The following is a 16,979-nucleotide window of genomic DNA, read 5'->3' on the forward strand; positions in this document are numbered from 1 at the left end:
AAAATTAATATTTTCCGTAGTAGTTTTTTAGCTTGCCCTTGCTCTCGGCGATCACGTCCCGGTGGAACGGATAGAGGTAGACCATCGGGTCTTTTTCCAGCACGTAGGGACGGTAGTAGCGGTCGTAGTTCTCGTTGATCGTGTGGTCCGTGTCGCTTTTGACCAGCGTCCTGCACCACCCGTGGGACTGGTAGCCGGCGGGAGCCTTCCCTTCGGGCGAAATGTTGGAGTCGCGGCCCTGGATGTCCAGCGTCCCGTCGCTCAGTTTCTTGTAGAACAGGTAGGCGGGGTAGTTCCCGTAGGTGCCCGTGCCGGCCCGGCTGTCAATGCCGATCTGTACCATCTTCTCCTTCATTTTGATGATGTTCGTGCGGAGCAGGTTCCAGCGGATCAGGTCGTACTTGCGGATGCCTTCGCCGCCGAACTCCCAGGAACGTTCCGATGCGAGAGCCTCGAAAAAGTCGTCGTGTCCGGTCAGGTTATCCACGTATTCCTCCACCATGGTCTGGTGGTTCGCTTCGGGGAAGGCGCGTTTGCGCACCTCTTTCAGCGCCATGCGGGCTGAATCGGTCGGGGCGCCGTGGAGTTCATTCTCCGTCTCGGCCAGCATCAGCAGGACGTCGGCATACCGGATGATCGGCCAGTTGATCCCCGTGTTGTATTGGGCGCCCACGCCCTGCGGGGTCTTCATCTCGAGCTTGCTCCATTTCCCGAACGTGACCCGGTTCGTGGCCACCATGCGCTGTTCGAGGCGGGCCGTCTCATCGTTCCAGTACCATTCGTAGGGTGTGCAGGTCACATCGCGGCGGGTGTCGTTCGCATTGAATGAGTGCATGTAGGGCAGGTTGGCATAGTACCATACGTTGCTGTATCCGTAGGGGCTCTGGGTGTTGGTGGCGATCTGAACTCCGATGTTGTGGCCGATCGCGCTGGTGTAGTTGAGGGCCATCGGTATTTCGAACAGCATGTCGTCGTTGGAAGGACATATCTTCTGGCATTCGTTCAGGAACACCTGCTTGAAGGTGCTGTTGAGCCCGTGTTTGCCCGATTCGATCAGCTTGCGGGCATAGTCGTTGGCGATCTGGTAGTATTTCAGGTAGTCGTCCGGCCGGTACATGTAGCCCAGGTCGGCCGGGTTGTTCAGGTTGGGCCTCAGCGACCATCCGCCCCGGGTGAGGGCCATGCGGGCGATCAGACCCTGTACGGCGCCCCGGTTGACCCGTTCGATCCCCTGCGTGATTTCGCTGGCATAGAACATGGCCGGTTCCACTTCGATCAGGTCCCGGATCATGCGGGTCATGATGGTATCGCGGTTGGTGGCCCCGATATAGAAATCGTCGTCCGCCCGGGTCTCCCGGTCCTTGAAGGGAACGTCGCCCCAGTTGCGGGTCAGTTCCAGGTACATCAGGGCCCGGATCGCCTTCGCTTCGCCGTACATGTGCCGGATGTTGCTCGGTACGTCGGGCGAGGAGTTTTTGAACAGGTCGCTTTTTTCGATGCCCGAGATACACTCGTTGGCCCGGTTGATGGCGATGTACATATACTGGTACGCCTGCAGTTCCGAATTGCCCGAGGTGGCCGTGTAGTCCCACAGGCCCCGCCGGTTGTCCTCTTCTGCCTGCGAGGTGATGGCGAATTCGCAGTCGTTGTTGTAGGGGAAGTAAGTGCTTACCTGCTTGGTGTAGATGTTGTTGTGGCTGAGCACGGCGTAGATGCCCAGAATGGTGCGGTAGGCGTCTCCTTCCGTGGCGAACAGATCGTCTTCCGGTACGCTCGACCGGGACTGTACGGTGAGGAAGTCTTCGCAGGAGACGGCCGAGAATCCCATGACCAGGGCGGCCAGATATATCAGATGTTTTTTCATGGTTGCTGCGTTTTAGGTCGGGTTAGAACGTGATGTTGGCGCCGAAGGTGAACGAACGGGTCTTCGGATAGGCCGAATAGTCGACGCCCGGGGTCAGCGGAGTGCTGCGGCGCGTGTCGACTTCGGGGTCGAATCCGCTGTAATTGGTCCATATCCAGAGGTTGTTGGCCGTCACGTAGAAGCGGCATTTGGACATGCCGATCTTCCTGGTCCACTTCTGGGGCAGCGTGTAGCCCAGCGTGATGTTGCTCAGGCGCAGGAACGAACCGTCCTCCACGGCCCACGAGTGCAGTACGTGGGCGCCGTTGAGCGGACTCCACGTCGTCGCGTTCTTGTTCAGTTCGCGCAGGGCCTCCTTGTCGGTCCGCAGGTCGTTGCCTGCATCGTCGAAGATGCGGAAACGGTGCGAGGTGTTGAAGTCGTCCGAAAGGTTGTAGTAGGCATATTTCCAGACGTTCGAGTTGATGATCTTCTGGGCGTTGTAGATGTCGTTGCCGTAGACCCAGTTGAAGAAGACCGAGAAGTCGATTCCTTTGTAGGCGGCCGCGATGTTCAGACCTCCCGAGTGCTTGGGATTGGCGTTCCCGATCACGGTCCGGTCGAGCGTGGTCACCATGCAGGCGTTCTTGTCGTTGGGGTCGCTGATGCCGGTCAGTTTCTTCAGTTTCAGCGAGCCGACCAGCGGGCATCCGCTCTTGCCTCCGAGCGAGCCGGTGACGCCCTGGCTGTTGGCGACGCCGGGTTTCAGCTCCCAGTTGCCCTCTCCGTCCATGTAGTCGTCGATGGTGTAGAAGCCGTCCGTGACGTATCCGTACATCAGTCCGATCGGCTGTCCGACCTGTACCAGGTAGTCGTCCTTTTCGCGTACTTCCTGCCAGTTGCTCTGGTAGAAACTCCGGTCGGTCCCCTCGTTGAGCTTGTCCACCCGGTTACGGTTGAATGCGATATTGAAGGTGGCCGTCAGCGAGAAGTCCTTCTTGTCGACGATCACGCCGTTGAGCGAGAGTTCGAAACCCCGGTTCGACGTCTGTCCCACGTTTCTCTGCTGGTCGTTGTAGCCCGTGTGCTCGGGCAGCACGGCTTTCAGCAGCAGGTCCTTGGTCGTGTTCCAGTACAACTCGGCCGAACCGGTCAGCCGGTTGCCCAGGATGGCGAAGTCCAGACCGAGGTTGCGGGTGATGGTCGTCTCCCATTTCAGTTTGGGGTCGGGCAGCGTCCCCGACGGGTTGGTGAAGTAGAGGTTCGGAATGTTGTTCAGGCCGGCGTACATCGTGCGGTTGTCGAAGGTGCCGATGAAGGTGCGGCGCCACAGGTCGTTGTCGATCCGGTTGTTTCCGGCGGCACCGATGCTGAACCTCAGTTTCAGGTCGTCGAGCCAGGAGACGTTTTTCATGAACCCTTCTTGCGAGATGCGCCATGCCACCGCTCCCGAAGGGAATACGCCCCAGCGGTTGCCTGGAGCGAATTTGGTGGAGCCGTCGGCCCGGACCGTGGCCGAGACGAGATATTTGTCGCGGAAACTGTAATTGGCCCGGCCGAAGAAGGAGGCCAGCCGGGTGGGGCACGATTCCGAGGTGACGGGATACTCCTGCGATCCGTAGGACATGCGGGCGAATACGTCGTACTTGTCCATGTCCTGCGGCAGGTTGCGGGCCGTGATGCTCATCGTGGTGGTCTCTTCGGACATCGCCTCGAATCCACCCATGACGGTCAGCGAATGGTCCTTGCTGGAGGTGAGTTTGTAGGTCAGCGTGTGGGAGGTTCTCCAGCGGGGGGCTTCCTTGTGGGACATTTCGGCCAGCGGCTGTCCTCCGGCATTGATGGCCTTCCAGGTCAGCGGCCCGTAATAGCGCCGGGTGTTGGTGTTGCGCATGATGATGCCGAATTCCGAACGCAGGGTCAGGTTCTTCACGATGTCCCACGAAATGGCTCCGTTCACGTTGAGGTCGGTGCGTTTCTCCTCGCGGTAGTCCTGCCCGATCAGTTCGACCGGATCGTAAAGGCTGCTCCGGGCTTCGATGTCTTCGATGGCGGCCATTTCATCGGCCGTGATGCCGTCCGACAGACTGCCCTTGCCGATCACGGGACGGTAGTTCACCGCATTCCTGATCTCGGTCGAGGTGTTCGACGAGGTTCCCGCCCCGTGCACGACCGCGTGGGTGAAGAAGGCCGACACGTCCGCGCGCAGACCCTTGTAAAGCTGGTGGTTCAGTTTGAAGTTGACATTCGTGCGCTGGTAGTCCGATTCGAGCAGTACGCCGTCTTCGCTCAGGTGCGTGAGGCTTAGGTTGAATTTGGTCTTCTCCGAACCTCCGTTGATGCTGACGTTGTGCGACTGTCCCCAGGCGGTGCGGCCGTACATCCGTTCCTGCGTGTTCTGGGCCGGGATTTCGCGGTAGATGTCGAAATCCGTCGGGTCGCCGTAGTGGTTGGTGAAACTTTCCAGATCGGATGCCCCTTTGATGGCAGCCAGTTCGTACTGCATGCGTACGAACTCGTAGGAGTCCATCATGTCCATCATCTTGGGGACATACTTGAACTGTCCGTAGCCGTTGTAGGTGACGGTGGTCCGTCCCGCCTTCGCGTTCTTCGTGGTGACGATGATGACGCCGTTGGCACCGCGGGCCCCGTAGATGGCCGTCGAGGAGGCGTCCTTCAGCACGTCGATCGACTGGATGTCCGTGGCCGGAATGTCGCTGATGCGGTCCACGGGAAATCCGTCCACGATGTAGAGCGGACTGTTGTCCTGCGTGATCGAACCGCCGCCCCGGATGCGGATTTTCACGTCGGCGTCGGGCGAACCGTCCGTCGTGGTGATCTGCACGCCGGCCAGCCGTCCGGTCAGGGCCGATGCCGTGTTGGTCATCGGAATTTCGTTCAGCGTCTTGCCGCTTACGGAGGAGACGGCTCCGGTCAGGTCCTTTTTGGCCATTGTGCCGTAGCCGACCACCACCAGTTCCTCGATGCCGGTGGCTTCGTCTTCCAGCCGGACGTTATAGACCTTTTTGTTCTTTTCGATCGGGACCTCCTGCGTGCGCATACCTATATATGAGATCACGAGGGCCTGTGCCCCGGCCGGGACTTTCAGCCGGAACGTTCCTTTCGCCGTGGTGGTGGTTCCGGTCGTGGTACCCTTGACGACCACCGTGGCTGCCAGTACGGGAGTCCCTTTCGAATCGGTGACACTGCCGGATATTTCCCGGTCCTGGGCCGATACCGGCCGGCTCAGCATGAACAGCAATGCCGCGAGGAGCCACGCTCCCGCACCGAGCCTTCCGCTTGGAGTAAAGGCTTTTTTCATGAAGTTTGGGTTTTAGGTTAGAGTTTTCGGTAAAAGCGTATTTTATCGCTATACAAATATAGCGAATGTCTCTCCTCCGGGATTGGCCGGTTCATAACAATATACTGTCGATTTGTGACACTTCGCCCGCCGTTTCCGCCTCCGGTGGCCCTTCTCCGGTTTCCGGTCTGGAAAGCCGTTCCGTCCTGAGGCCGGAATGTCGTCGAGAACGCGTTCAGGGCTGGATTCGGACAGGAGTGCAGCGCGGCGGTCGCTTCCGGCCGCCGCACGAAACGTACAATGGAATGTAATATTCCGGCCGGTTGGAGGCCGGTGTGCGGAACGGATTTTCCGGCGGCGCGGCTATCCGTTCCGCGGCTTTTTCACGTGAGATGTTTCCGGGCTTTTTTCGAGGTATTTTTTCTTGAAGATGCGGACGCAGAGGATGAAGATCGCCAGCAGGAGCGGTCCGAAGACGACACCCATGAAACCGAACAGGGAGAGGCCGATCACCACTCCGAAAATCGTGACCAGCGGGTGGGTGTCGGCCATCTTCTTCTGCATGATGAACCGTCCCAGGTTGTCCGTCTGCGAGATGACGATCAGGGCATAGACGGCCAGCCCGATGGCATAGCCCCAGTTTCCGGTCATCGCCAGATAAACGGCCAGCGGGAACCAGATGAGGGCGGTCCCGAGCAGGGGAATGATCGTGGAGAAGCAGGTCAGTACGCCCCAGAACAGCGGGCTGGGCACTCCGAAGATCAGGTATCCGAGATAGGCCACCGCCCCCTGCAGGACGGCCAGCAGGGGGATGCCGATGGCGTTGGAGCGGACGATCATGTGGATTTCCCGCAGAACCCGGTCGGTGTCGGCATGGTTGAAGGGGAGGATTTCCCGGAGATAGGTCTCCATGTTCCGGCCTCCGATCAGCATGAAGTAGAGGACGAAGAGCAGTACCAGCACGTTGACGACGAAACTGCCGATGCTCTCCATCAGCCACTGGCCCACTTTCGGCAGCAGGGCGATCAGGCTGTCGAGGTTGCTGCGGTCGAGCAGGTCGTAGCCCGTCTTGTCGCGGATCAGGGCGGCGATGTGCTCCGCGGGTTCGATGACGGATTGCGGATCGAGGGTGGCGTCCTGTATCTTCCCGACGAACATCCATACGATCAGCGAGATCGGGATCAGAAAACAGAGCACGGCTTCGGCCAGCAGCAGCATGGCCGCCCAGGGACGTTTCCAGTGTTTGCGTTCTGTCAGCCGGTTCATTTGGCCGCGCAGCAGCACGTAGATCGTCACCGCACCCAGTATGCCGCCCAGAAACGGGGTCAGTTCGACGAAGATCGTCGCGCCGAGCCCGAGGATCAGCACGAAGAGCGAATATTTCCAGTATTGTTCCCTGACGGTCATGATTTTGCTGTGCCGGATGGTTTTCTTGCCCAGGGGCAAGGAGTGTGCCGTACTTGCGGATTTTTCGTCCCTATCCCGCCGGACCCTTGTATTTACGCGGTAAAAAAATTACTTTTGAGAGTTTATTAACCCAATGCACGAACCATACATGGAAGAGACCCAGAACAAACCCGCCTCGCTGCCGGACAACGCCTACCGCGAACTGGCTCCGGGCGAGACCTACGAACCCGTGATGCGCGAGGGAAGCCGTCCCCGCGAAGTGACGCCCTATTCGGTGATTTTCGGTATCGTCATGGCCGTGATCTTCTCGGCCGCCGCCGCCTACCTCGGATTGAGGGTGGGGCAGGTGTTCGAGGCCGCCATCCCGATCGCCATCATCGCCGTCGGCATGGGCAATCTGCTCGGCAAGAAGAACATGCTGGGGCAGAATGTCATCATCCAGTCGATCGGCGCCAGTTCGGGCGTGATCGTGGCGGGTGCCATCTTCACCCTGCCCGCCCTCTACATCCTCGGTCTGGAGGCCCGTTTCTATCAGATTTTCCTCTCCTCGCTGCTGGGCGGCCTGCTGGGTATCCTGCTGCTGATCCCGTTCCGGAAGTATTTCGTCAAGGACATGCACGGCAAGTATCCGTTCCCGGAGGCCACCGCCACGACCGAGGTGCTCGTCTCGGGCGAGAAGAAGGGCAACCAGGCCAAACTGTTGGCCGTGAGCGGGCTGATCGGCGGTCTGTACGACTTTATCATCAGCACGTTCGGCTGGTGGACGGAGGAGATTTCGACCCGTATCGCCGACTGGGGTGTGGCGCTGGCCGACAAGACGAAACTCGTCTTCAAGGTCAATACCGGCGCTGCCGTGCTCGGCCTCGGCTATATCGTGGGACTGAAGTATGCGGCCATCATCTGCGCCGGTTCGTTCACCGTCTGGTTCGTGCTGGTTCCCTTCCTGAGCCACTTCGGGGCCGGCATGACCGTCCCCGTAGGCGAAGGTGTGACTGCCGTGCTCGGACAGATGTCGCCGGAGGAGATATTCCGCAACTATGCCCGCCATATCGGTATCGGCGGCATCGCCATGGCCGGGGTGATCGGCATCATCCGTTCCTCGAAGATCATCCGGCAGGCACTCGGGCTGGCCGTGACGGAGCTGCGCGGAAAGAAGGGGACCGGGGAAGGTGAGTCCCGCACGCAGCGCGATCTGCCGATGAAACTGATCCTCACGGGACTGATCGCCGTGCTCTTCACCACGTTCGTCTTTTTCCAGTTCGGCGTGCTGCACAACTGGTTCTTCACGGTGATCGCCCTGCTGATCGTGCTGGTCATTTCGTTCCTGTTTACGACGGTGGCGGCCAATGCCATTGCGATCGTGGGTACGAACCCCGTGTCGGGCATGACACTGATGACGCTTATCCTCAGTTCGCTGGTGTTGGTGAGTGCCGGGCTGAGCGGTACGGGCGGCATGACGGCGGCCATGATTATCGGCGGCGTGGTTTGCACGGCGCTCTCCATGGCCGGAGGTTTTATCACCGACCTGAAGATCGGTTACTGGCTGGGCACGACGCCCGCACGGCAGGAGGGGTGGAAGTTCCTCGGTACGGCCGTGGCCGCCGCCACGGTGGCCGGAGTGATGATCATTCTCAACAAGACCTACGGTTTCGTGGGCGAAGGGGCGCTCGTGGCTCCGCAGGCCAATGCGATGGCGGCGGTCATCAAGCCCTTGATGGAGGGGGGTGCCACGCCGTGGATGCTCTACTTCGCGGGTGCGGCGCTGGCTCTGATCCTCACCATGATCGGCGTGCCCGCACTGGCCTTCGCACTGGGAATGTTCATCCCGCTCGAACTCAATACGCCGCTGCTCGTGGGCGGTCTTATCAGCTGGTTCGTCTCGACCCGCAGCGGAGACGAAGCGAAGAACAAATCGCGCCGCGAACGGGGCACGCTGATTGCTTCGGGTTTCATCGCCGGCGGAGCCTTGATGGGGGTGGTGAGCGCCCTGCTCAAGTATTTCGGGGCCGACTGGTTCGCCTCCTCGTGGAATGGCGGGAGCGGTGCGGAGTGGCTTTCCGTGGTGATGTACGCGGCTATTATCGTCTATTTCATCTGGGACTCGATGCGTCCCGTAAAAGAATAAGGATATGGAACTGAAAGAACGATTTCTGAAATACGTCGCTTTCGATACGCAGAGCGATCCCGGAAGCGAAACGTTTCCTTCGACCGCCAAACAGCTCGCCTTGCTGAATCACCTGATGGAGGAGATGATCGGGCTGGGGCTGACGGAGGTCGAGATCGACCCCAACGGCTATGTCATGGGATCGATTCCCGCTTCGCCGGGATATGAGGACAAACCCGTCATCGGTTTTATCTCCCATGTGGATACGAGCCCCGACATGAAGGGGTCGGAGATCCGTCCGCAGGTGATCGGGCGTTACGACGGGGGCGATATCGTCCTGAACGGGGAACTCGTGATGCGCGTGGCCGAATTTCCGGAACTCGCCTTTTTCAAGGGACATACGCTGATCACCACCGACGGTACCACGCTGCTCGGTGCCGACGACAAGGCCGGTGTGGCGGAGATCATGACTGCGGCCGAGTATCTCATGACCCATCCCGAGTGGAAACACGGCAAAATCCGGATCGGTTTCACGCCCGACGAGGAGATCGGCCGGGGAGTGGATTTCTTCGACGTGGAGCGTTTCGGCGCCCGGTTTGCCTACACGGTGGACGGCGGGTTCGAGGGCGAGCTGGAGTACGAGAACTTCAATGCCGCCGGAGTGAAGATAACGATCCAGGGGCGCAACATCCACCCCGGGTATGCGAAAGACAAGATGATCAATGCCCTGCAGGTGGCCTGCGACCTGCACGCGCTGCTGCCTGCCGTCCAGCGGCCGGAGCACACCGAAGGGTACGAAGGTTTCTACCACCTGACCTCCCTTTCGGGTACGGTCGAACAGGCCCGGATGGAGTATATCGTGCGCGATCATTCGCGGGAGTGTTTCGAGGCGAAGAAGAAATACCTGGCCGACGCGGTGGCTCTGCTGGCCGAACGGTATGGAGAAGGCGTCGTTTCGCTCGAAGTCCGGGATCAGTACTACAACATGCGCGAGATGGTCGAACCCTATCCCGAGGTGATCGCCAAGGCGGAGCAGGCCATGGAGATGGCCGGCGTGGTTCCGGTCATCCGCCCGATCCGGGGCGGTACGGACGGCGCACGCCTCTCCTACATGGGGCTTCCCTGTCCCAATCTTTTCACGGGCGGCATGAACTTCCACGGCAAGTACGAGTACTGTTCGCTCGACACCATGCACAAGGCGGTGCAGACGATTCTCAACCTGGCGAAGCTCTGGGGCGAGTGACCGGTATGGTATCCGTTTTCTCCGAAACCCGGCTAAACGGCCGGGTTTCGGCATTTTACGGAGGGAAAGTGCCGAGTCTTCGGTTGGAAATGGAATGCGCCTGTCCGGGAGAAGCGGAATGTACCTGCGTTTGATCGGACGGATGGCCGGTGTATGATACAGAAAAGCCACCTTGAAAAGGTGGCTTTTCTGTTCGGCAGCTTGCTGTCGCGGGCTACCGTGCGGCGAACATGGAGAAATCGTAGCCGATGGCGTCGCGGTATGCCATAACACCTTCTTCGGAAAGCTCGACATCCATCGTCTTGCCTTCGGGCAGGTACATGCGTACTTTGTTATTGCCGATGAAGGTCATGAAGCGAACGGACTTGCCTTTCGAACATGCCATCCAGGTCTGGGTCTCTTCGTCGAAGCGAAGGTCTACGTTCGTTTTGCCGCGGCGGTCGGAGATTTTGTACCCGTCTTTTTTGCGCTGTACCAGATAATCGCCGTGCGCCCCTTTCACCTGTTTCGTTTTTCCGTTGTCGGCGACAGGATTGCTTCCCGACCAGAATTCGACACTGTTGAGAACCAGCACATCGGCCAGGATGGAAATTTCATAGACCGGAAGAACCCAGAAACAAAAGAACACCAGTTCGTTGGCGAATTTGCTGCCCACGCCTTGGTTCCAGGAATGCAGTTTGTTGGTCAGTTTGAACGATCCGATGCAGGATGAAAACATGACGGTTCCGCACAGCAGGATGACCATCAGAAAGGTTAATCCATGTTTTTTCATGATGATAGAGTTTTTTGTTTTATAAATATAAAGATTGAACGCTATGTAAAGTTATGAATTTTTTGAAACAAGTGTAACGCGGCGCCGCTCAAAATGTGGCTCCGACCTGCAGGACGAAGGTGCGAGGGGCGGACACGTCCATCGGGCGGAGACTGTATTCCTTGTTGGTCAGGTTGTTGACGCTCAGCTGGAACCGTACGTTGCTCGTGACCCTGACTCCGGCCCTTACGTCCATCGTGAAGTGGCCCTTGTTGTGGTCGCGCCAGTAGCCGGCCAGGTCGCCGAACATCAGGTTGCGGACGTAGTCCATGATTTCGGGTCTGGCCTTGGGCCGTTCGTCCGTCATGAAATAGTCCACGGCCAGCGTCTTGCTCTTCCAGCCGAGGTTGGTGCCCAGCGTGAGCCGTTTCCACTGCAGGTCGAGCACCGCTTTGGCCGAGTGCTTCTGGCGGTATTTCAGGTATTTGGACGTGTTGGACTTTTGTTTCATCTGCAGCGGATCGGTGTAGCCCGCCTCGATGGCGTTGCGCTCCTTGTAATCCATGTCCTCGGGCTCGGTGTAGACGTAGCCCAGGTTGTAGGTGAGGTTCGTGTGGGGGTTGATGTTGCAGACGCCGTTGACGGAGAAGTCCACGCCGTAGATACGCGCCCGGCTCACGTTGGAGAACTGGGCGCCGATGCTCGGCATCTGTCCGGCGAGGAGCATGTCCAGCACCTGTCCCAGATGGTCGATGTAATCGTAGGGCGCCCGGCTGTTGAACAGACCGATGTTGAACTCGATCATATCCTTATATTGCGTGTAGAAGCCGGCCACGTCCAGGTATCCCTGGAACGGCCCGATCTTGTAGCCCTGTTTGAAACCCACCTCCACGTTGTATCCGCTTTCCGCTTTCAGATTGGGGTTCGGGAAGGCGCCGATGCCGCCGATGTCCTGGCGGATGAACTTTTCGGTGATCGAAGGGTACCGGTAACCCTGTCCGAAAGAGGCCCGCAGGAAGCTCGCCTTGCCCAACTGGTAGTTCAGTCCGGCCCGCAGGACGGGCTTGACGGGAATGTCCGTGCCGAAAACTTTCGTTTCCGCCTCGCGCAGGTTGTTGTCCACCCGGTAGTATTCGAACCGCGCCCCGAGCGAGAGGTTCAGCCGGTCGAAGAATTTGTCGTCGTACTGGAAATAGAGGGCCGCGTTGTCGCTCCAGTGCCGGCCCGTGGTCTCGGCGGTGATGTAGGTGTGTTCGTAGGTGGCTCCCGCCGTGATCTGGGCGCCGCGGTCGAATGTCTTGTTGAACTGGTAGTCGAGGTAGTAGGACGAGGTGCGGTCGGGATGGACCAGCCGCTGCCGGCCCCCTTTGTCGGGATTCAGCACCCAGGTCAGGATGTTGTCCTGTATGTTTCCCGAGGAGAGCAGCGAGGGGGCGTTGCCCATCAGCCAGGAGATCAGGTCCATGTAATCGGCCGACGTGGCGTCGGGGAAGAAGTGTTTGCCCGTGCGGCCGATCATGCCGATGATCTCGTCCGCATTGCCGCCCGCTATGGTCGGAACCATCGAGGCGACGATCTCCTCCCAATGGTTCGTCAGTTCGGGAATGGACTGGTCGTAATTGAATCCCATGTTGTGCAGGATGTCGAAGATCGACTTGTCGGTGGTGCGGGTGTTGATGTTGTTCGAGTCGAAGTAGAGCCGTCCCTTGATCTTGTGCGAGGTGTTGTTGGACCGGTTGTAGTAGGTGATGAAGGGATCGAGGTAGAACTGGTTGCTCTGGCGCGACATGTTGGAGACGGGAGACTGGCGGTAGGCCTCCTGCGGCGAACGCCACAGGAACACGTCGGCCGCCTCGTCCGACATGAAACTCAGGTTCATGCCGTAGTGGAGCCCGTCCACCGCCGGGTCGTGATGGGTCACGTTGCCGCCTACGCGCACCCGTTTGTTGTAGCCGCCTTCCTTGTACCCTTCGTCGGAGAAGAGGTTCAGGCTGCCCGACACGTCCCAGGCGCCGATCCGGCGGGAGTGGGAGAGGTCGAGGCCGTTGTAGATCGGATTGCGGATGCCGTAGAGCACCGTGCGGCGCATCAGCGGGTTGACTTCGTATTTGCCCTCTTTCCAGAAGGTGCGGTCCCACCAGATGTAGTCCTCGTTGTCGGGATTGCCGTAGACGCCCATGTAGGCGTTGATGCGGGTCACGGGGTCCTGACCCGGCCGGGACGTGCGGACGTTGATCAGGCCGTTGAGGGCCGATGAACCGTACAGTACGGAGGAGGCTCCCTTGATGACCTCTACCTGTTCGATGTTCTCCATCGGGATCGAGTTCCAGTTGATCTCCCCGCCGCCCGGCGAGAGGATCGACATGCCGTCCACCAGGATCAGGCAGCGGCTGCCCACGCCGTACGTCCAGCCGCTGCCGCCGCGGATAGAGGGTTGTTTGTCCACCACGTCCACGCCGGGCATGTTGTTCAGCGTGGCCCGCAGGTCGGATGGATTCTGTTTGAGCACGTCCTGCGCCTTGCGCACGTCCATCGACACGGTGATGTCGCTCAGTTTCTGGTCGAACCGTCCGGCGCTGACCACCACGGCGTCCAGCGCGTTCGAGGCGGGTTTCATATAGACGTCCCGCGAAAGGGTCTCCTTGCGGCCCACCACCAGCGGGACGTTTTGGGTTTCATATCCCAGGAAACTGAAGGTGAGTATGATGCCGCCTTCCGGCACCTCGATCTCGTAATATCCCTGCGGGTCGGATGCGGCGCCTTTCTGGACCCCTTTCTCCGTATAGTAGACGCTGACTCCGGCCATCGGGGCGTTCTTGTTGCTTTCGTCGTATATGTAACCCGTGACTTTCTGGGCCATTCCCCACTGGCATGCGAAGAGGGCCGCAACGGTCAGGAGCATGTTGTGTATCTTCATGGTATCGTGTTGTTTGAATGTTCGTTTTGTCGGGTCATTCGGCCGGTTGCTGGGAGGGGACGAGCGTCAGGCCCAGTTCGAAATGTTCCGTCACGGCGCCCAGGCGGGTGAGCTTGCCGAGCATCGGCGCAAGCGACTGCATGTCCTCGGGCAGCAGCGAAGTGAGCATCGGGAGCAGCACCAGCAGCGGTTCGAGTTGTTCCGTTTCGAGGTACACGGTCGTCGAACCGTCTGCGTTGTCTTTGATCCTGAAGGGGGCGCCCTGTGTGATCCACACGCTGAGACGGGTCAGGATGGCCTGTATGTCGTCCGTGCCGATCGAGGAACGGGAGGCTGCCTGGTTCGCCTTGATCTGCCGTACGATCATCTCGATGTTCGGAATGACATACAGACGGTCGTCTTTCGTGTAGAAGAAACAGAGGTTGTTGGCGGGCGAGACCTGCCAGTCGGCATCTCCGGAGAGGCCGTTGGCGTTGTACCGTGCCTGAATATTTCCGTTCGTGCTGAAGTTGATGTGCCCCAGTATGTTGGGGATGAGCTGCTGGACGATTCCCTTCATCATGCCTCCCAGGATCGGGCCCAGGGCCAGTGAGATGGGGTCTCCGGCATTTTCCGGTGTCACTTCCACGGTCTCCGTCTCTCCGGTCTCTTCGTCGGTGAAGGTGTAAGTGCCCGGAGTCAGCCGCCAGTCCAGGTAGATGCTCCCTGCGGAGGTCTGGTCATCGTAGGGTCTGAGAGCCCACCAGCCCTTGCCTTCCGTGTTTTTGCTGAACCGGTTGGCAGGAAAGGTGACGCTGCTGAAGATCAGTTCGAGCCGCCCCGGCCGGACGTTCGATTTGCTGGCCAGGGTGAGACGTACGCCGGTCTCCGTCGTGACCGTTTTATAGGAAAAGGTCAGTTTGTCCGGAGCATCCGTCGCCTCTTTCAGGGTCAGTCCGGAGAGCACCGTCTCCGCTTCCCCGGGGACGACGTTGTAGAGGGTGAGTGTGCCTGTCTTCAGGTCTTCCGTTTCGAATTTCACATCCTGCCCCAGCAAGGGAACCGATGAAGAGGTGTAGTAGAGTACGAGCGAATCGGTCGGGTAGGTCTTGTTCGAATAGACCGTGCTCAGCGATTCCGCCAGTGTAGGCTGGACCGCTTCTTCCGAAGGGCCGCCGTTGCCGTCGTTGCAGGAGAGGAGCACTCCCGCGACGGCAATCGTCCACAACAGGTGCGGCCATTTTGTCCTTTTCATAAAAACAGATTTTTTACATGAATGTATTGAATCCGCAAAGGTTGGTTTTCTCTTCGCGGCGGACAAGTCCCGTATCCCGGAATAGCTATTCTTTTTTTAAGAAACTTTGAGAAAACGGATAAAGTTTTGTTAGATTTGTATCCCGATTCAAATATTGACGGATGGAGAGAAGACTGCCCGATCTGGATATTCCCGAAAACTTCGTGACGGGGCTCGTGGGAGAGGATTTTCCCGAGTCCGTGCTCGGGCTTTACCGTTATCCCTGCCGGCTGAAGGCGGGTATCTTCGCTTTCTGTGTCGAGGGGACGATGGATGCGACGATCAATCTCAACCGTTACCGGATCGGAAAAAATGCTTTTATCACCCTCTCGCCGGGCAGCGTGATCCAGTTCCACGGTTCGGAAGGACGGCTCAGGGTCTATTTCGTCGGTTTCTCTTCCGAATTCATGGTGAACGTCAGTCTGATCCGGTCGGTCAGCGATTTCTTTCCCATGGTCATCGAGGAGCCCGTGCTCTCCCTGTCGGAGCCGGTCGCCGACCTCTATACGGACTATTACAGGCTGCTGCGTAAGAGTTTCCTGCTCCAGCATACCCGGAATCCCGAGCTGCTGAAATGCGTGCTCAACTCTTTCGTGCTGGGGATAAGCGAGATGTACCGGGAGTACGAGGGGAGCGGCAAGACGCTCACGCGCGGCGAGGAGCTGTGCAAGAAATTCGTGCAGCTGGCCATGAAACATTATGTCTCCGAGCGCAATATCACCTTCTATGCGGAGAAACTGCGGATCACTCCGCAGCACCTGAGCGCCACGGTCAAGAAGGTGACCCGCAAGAACGCGACGGAGATCATCGCCCGCATCGTGGTGATGGACGCCAAGGCCCAGCTCAAGTCCACCGACCTGACCATCCAGGAGATATCCTATTCGCTCAACTTCCCGAATGTCTCCTTTTTCGGGAAATATTTCAAGCGGCACGTGGGCATGTCGCCCAACGAGTACCGGAAAAGTTAGCGTCTTCGCGCCCGGTGCGCTCTCTTCTGCCGGGACGTTTTGTTTTTTCGGATCGTTTTCGTATCTTCCTGTCTTGAAAAGGGATGTTTCCGGAGGCGGCCCTCTCCGTGTTCGGTATCGTGGCATGGATTGTGCCGTGTCCGGGGGCTGACTGTTATCCGTCCGGACCATACGACCAACTTAACCGATTAGCAGAATGAAAAAACGAATGACGATGTTTGCCGCGCTGTTGCTCGCTGCAGGCGTGACGGCGCAGGAAAAGGCCGACACCACCTACTGGACTCTGGAGGGTGTGGCCGGAATCAATCTCTCGCAGGTGAGCCTGAGCAACTGGGCGGCGGGCGGCGACGGCTCGATGGCCTTCGACCTGATGTTCAATTACAGCGCCGACTACAAGCGGGACCGCCACCTGTGGCAGAACCGGCTGGAGCTGGCCTACGGGCTGAACAACACCTCGTCCAACGGCACCCGCAAGACCAACGACAAGATCTACCTCTCCTCCACATACGGTTACCGGGTGGCGAAGAACCTGTATCTGAGCGGACTGCTTACGTTCAACACCCAGTTCGCCAACGGATACGACTACTCGGGCGACGAACCCGTCTTCATGTCGCAGTTCATGGCGCCCGGTTATCTGAGCGTCGGGGCCGGTCTGACCTGGACCCCGAAAAGGTGGTTCACCGCCACGCTCGCGCCGGCCACCTGGCGGGGAACATTCGTCACCGACACGCGCCTTTCCGACACGGGGGCTTTCGGGGTCGATCCGGGCAGGCGGCTGCTCTCCGAATTCGGCGGCAACCTCCGGTTGGAGGCGTCCTACGAGTTCCTTCCCAATATGACGGTCTATTCGCGTCTGGATCTGTTTTCGGACTATCTGCGCAAGCCCGAGAACGTGGACGTGCGTTGGGACGTGCAGTTGCAGATGAAGATCAACAAGTGGTTCTCGGCCAACCTGACCCTCAATTCGATCTACGACGACGATATCAAGATTCCGCAGAAGGACGGTGTCGCCGGGCCCCGTTTCCAGTTCAAGGAGGTGCTGGGAATCGGGCTGCAGGCGCGTTTCTGATCTCCGATGCCTTCTCCCCGGCCGGGAGCGGTATTCCGGGGCGTTTTCCCGGCGGCGCTTTTCCCCGGAAAGGGCGGCCTGCCGGGAAAATTCCGTTTTCGGC

At 59.0% G+C, this 16,979-nt stretch carries 10 protein-coding genes; 4 read left to right on the forward strand and 6 right to left on the reverse strand.

What is annotated here, in order from left to right; translation table 11 throughout:
• Positions 1 to 4: 4 nt before the first annotated feature.
• The 3 genes from INF32_RS00505 to INF32_RS00515 all read right to left on the reverse strand — a co-directional run bounded on the left by INF32_RS00505 (position 5) and on the right by INF32_RS00515 (position 6,551).
• On the reverse strand, positions 5 to 1,864 hold the full coding sequence (locus INF32_RS00505; protein WP_226386458.1) for a RagB/SusD family nutrient uptake outer membrane protein: 1,860 nt from the start codon (positions 1,862 to 1,864) through the stop codon (positions 5 to 7).
• Positions 1,865 to 1,886: 22 nt separating this feature from the next.
• Positions 1,887 to 5,165 carry a SusC/RagA family TonB-linked outer membrane protein gene (locus INF32_RS00510; protein WP_226386459.1) on the reverse strand — a complete coding sequence of 1,093 codons (3,279 nt, stop codon included), beginning with the start codon at positions 5,163 to 5,165 and terminating at the stop codon, positions 1,887 to 1,889.
• Between the two features lie 342 nt (positions 5,166 to 5,507).
• Positions 5,508 to 6,551 (reverse strand): AI-2E family transporter, encoded by a 1,044-nt coding sequence (locus tag INF32_RS00515; RefSeq protein WP_226386460.1) that lies wholly within the window; start codon positions 6,549 to 6,551, stop codon positions 5,508 to 5,510.
• Positions 6,552 to 6,699: 148 nt separating this feature from the next.
• On the opposite strand from INF32_RS00515, the gene INF32_RS00520 reads away from it, so the two are divergent.
• Both INF32_RS00520 and pepT read left to right on the forward strand, forming a co-directional pair.
• The gene (locus INF32_RS00520; RefSeq protein WP_226386461.1) at positions 6,700 to 8,676 is read left to right on the forward strand and encodes an OPT family oligopeptide transporter; all 1,977 of its coding nucleotides are present in this window, start codon (positions 6,700 to 6,702) and stop codon (positions 8,674 to 8,676) included.
• Positions 8,677 to 8,680: 4 nt separating this feature from the next.
• Entirely contained in the window at positions 8,681 to 9,898 is a 1,218-nt protein-coding gene (gene pepT / locus INF32_RS00525) for a peptidase T (protein ID WP_226386462.1), read from the forward strand.
• Between the two features lie 214 nt (positions 9,899 to 10,112).
• On the opposite strand, the gene INF32_RS00530 is transcribed toward pepT, so the two are convergent.
• The 3 genes from INF32_RS00530 to INF32_RS00540 form a co-directional block, all read right to left on the reverse strand.
• On the reverse strand, positions 10,113 to 10,670 hold the full coding sequence (locus tag INF32_RS00530) for a DUF3332 domain-containing protein (RefSeq protein WP_226386463.1): 558 nt from the start codon (positions 10,668 to 10,670) through the stop codon (positions 10,113 to 10,115).
• 88 nt (positions 10,671 to 10,758) lie between these two features.
• A complete protein-coding gene (locus INF32_RS00535) occupies positions 10,759 to 13,566 on the reverse strand; it encodes a TonB-dependent receptor (RefSeq protein ID WP_226386464.1) in 2,808 nt (935 codons plus the stop codon).
• A gap of 34 nt (positions 13,567 to 13,600) precedes the next feature.
• Positions 13,601 to 14,800 (reverse strand): DUF4925 domain-containing protein, encoded by a 1,200-nt coding sequence (locus tag INF32_RS00540; RefSeq protein WP_226386465.1) that lies wholly within the window; start codon positions 14,798 to 14,800, stop codon positions 13,601 to 13,603.
• A gap of 161 nt (positions 14,801 to 14,961) precedes the next feature.
• Between INF32_RS00540 and INF32_RS00545 the strand changes: the two genes are divergently transcribed.
• Complete coding sequence (locus tag INF32_RS00545) at positions 14,962 to 15,807, forward strand: helix-turn-helix domain-containing protein (RefSeq protein ID WP_226386466.1); 846 nt, start codon at positions 14,962 to 14,964, stop codon at positions 15,805 to 15,807.
• A 196-nt stretch (positions 15,808 to 16,003) separates the two neighbouring features.
• Complete coding sequence (locus INF32_RS00550) at positions 16,004 to 16,876, forward strand: DUF3078 domain-containing protein (protein ID WP_226386467.1); 873 nt, start codon at positions 16,004 to 16,006, stop codon at positions 16,874 to 16,876.
• The last annotated feature ends 103 nt before the right edge of the window (positions 16,877 to 16,979 follow it).

It is taken from the genome of Gallalistipes aquisgranensis (genome assembly GCF_014982715.1).
Taxonomy (GTDB): domain Bacteria; phylum Bacteroidota; class Bacteroidia; order Bacteroidales; family Rikenellaceae; genus Gallalistipes; species Gallalistipes aquisgranensis.

What these genes read in the sequence shown, in the direction of transcription:
- INF32_RS00535 (WP_226386464.1), bottom strand. Translation starts at nt 13,566, where the DNA reads ATGAAGATACACAACATGCTCCTGACCGTTGCGGCCCTCTTCGCATGC.
- INF32_RS00510 (WP_226386459.1), bottom strand. Translation starts at nt 5,165, where the DNA reads ATGAAAAAAGCCTTTACTCCAAGCGGAAGGCTCGGTGCGGGAGCGTGG.
- INF32_RS00540 (WP_226386465.1), bottom strand. Translation starts at nt 14,800, where the DNA reads ATGAAAAGGACAAAATGGCCGCACCTGTTGTGGACGATTGCCGTCGCG.
- INF32_RS00530 (WP_226386463.1), bottom strand. Translation starts at nt 10,670, where the DNA reads ATGAAAAAACATGGATTAACCTTTCTGATGGTCATCCTGCTGTGCGGA.
- INF32_RS00515 (WP_226386460.1), bottom strand. Translation starts at nt 6,551, where the DNA reads ATGACCGTCAGGGAACAATACTGGAAATATTCGCTCTTCGTGCTGATC.
- INF32_RS00505 (WP_226386458.1), bottom strand. Translation starts at nt 1,864, where the DNA reads ATGAAAAAACATCTGATATATCTGGCCGCCCTGGTCATGGGATTCTCG.
- INF32_RS00545 (WP_226386466.1), top strand. Translation starts at nt 14,962, where the DNA reads ATGGAGAGAAGACTGCCCGATCTGGATATTCCCGAAAACTTCGTGACG.
- INF32_RS00550 (WP_226386467.1), top strand. Translation starts at nt 16,004, where the DNA reads ATGAAAAAACGAATGACGATGTTTGCCGCGCTGTTGCTCGCTGCAGGC.
- pepT (WP_226386462.1), top strand. Translation starts at nt 8,681, where the DNA reads ATGGAACTGAAAGAACGATTTCTGAAATACGTCGCTTTCGATACGCAG.
- INF32_RS00520 (WP_226386461.1), top strand. Translation starts at nt 6,700, where the DNA reads ATGGAAGAGACCCAGAACAAACCCGCCTCGCTGCCGGACAACGCCTAC.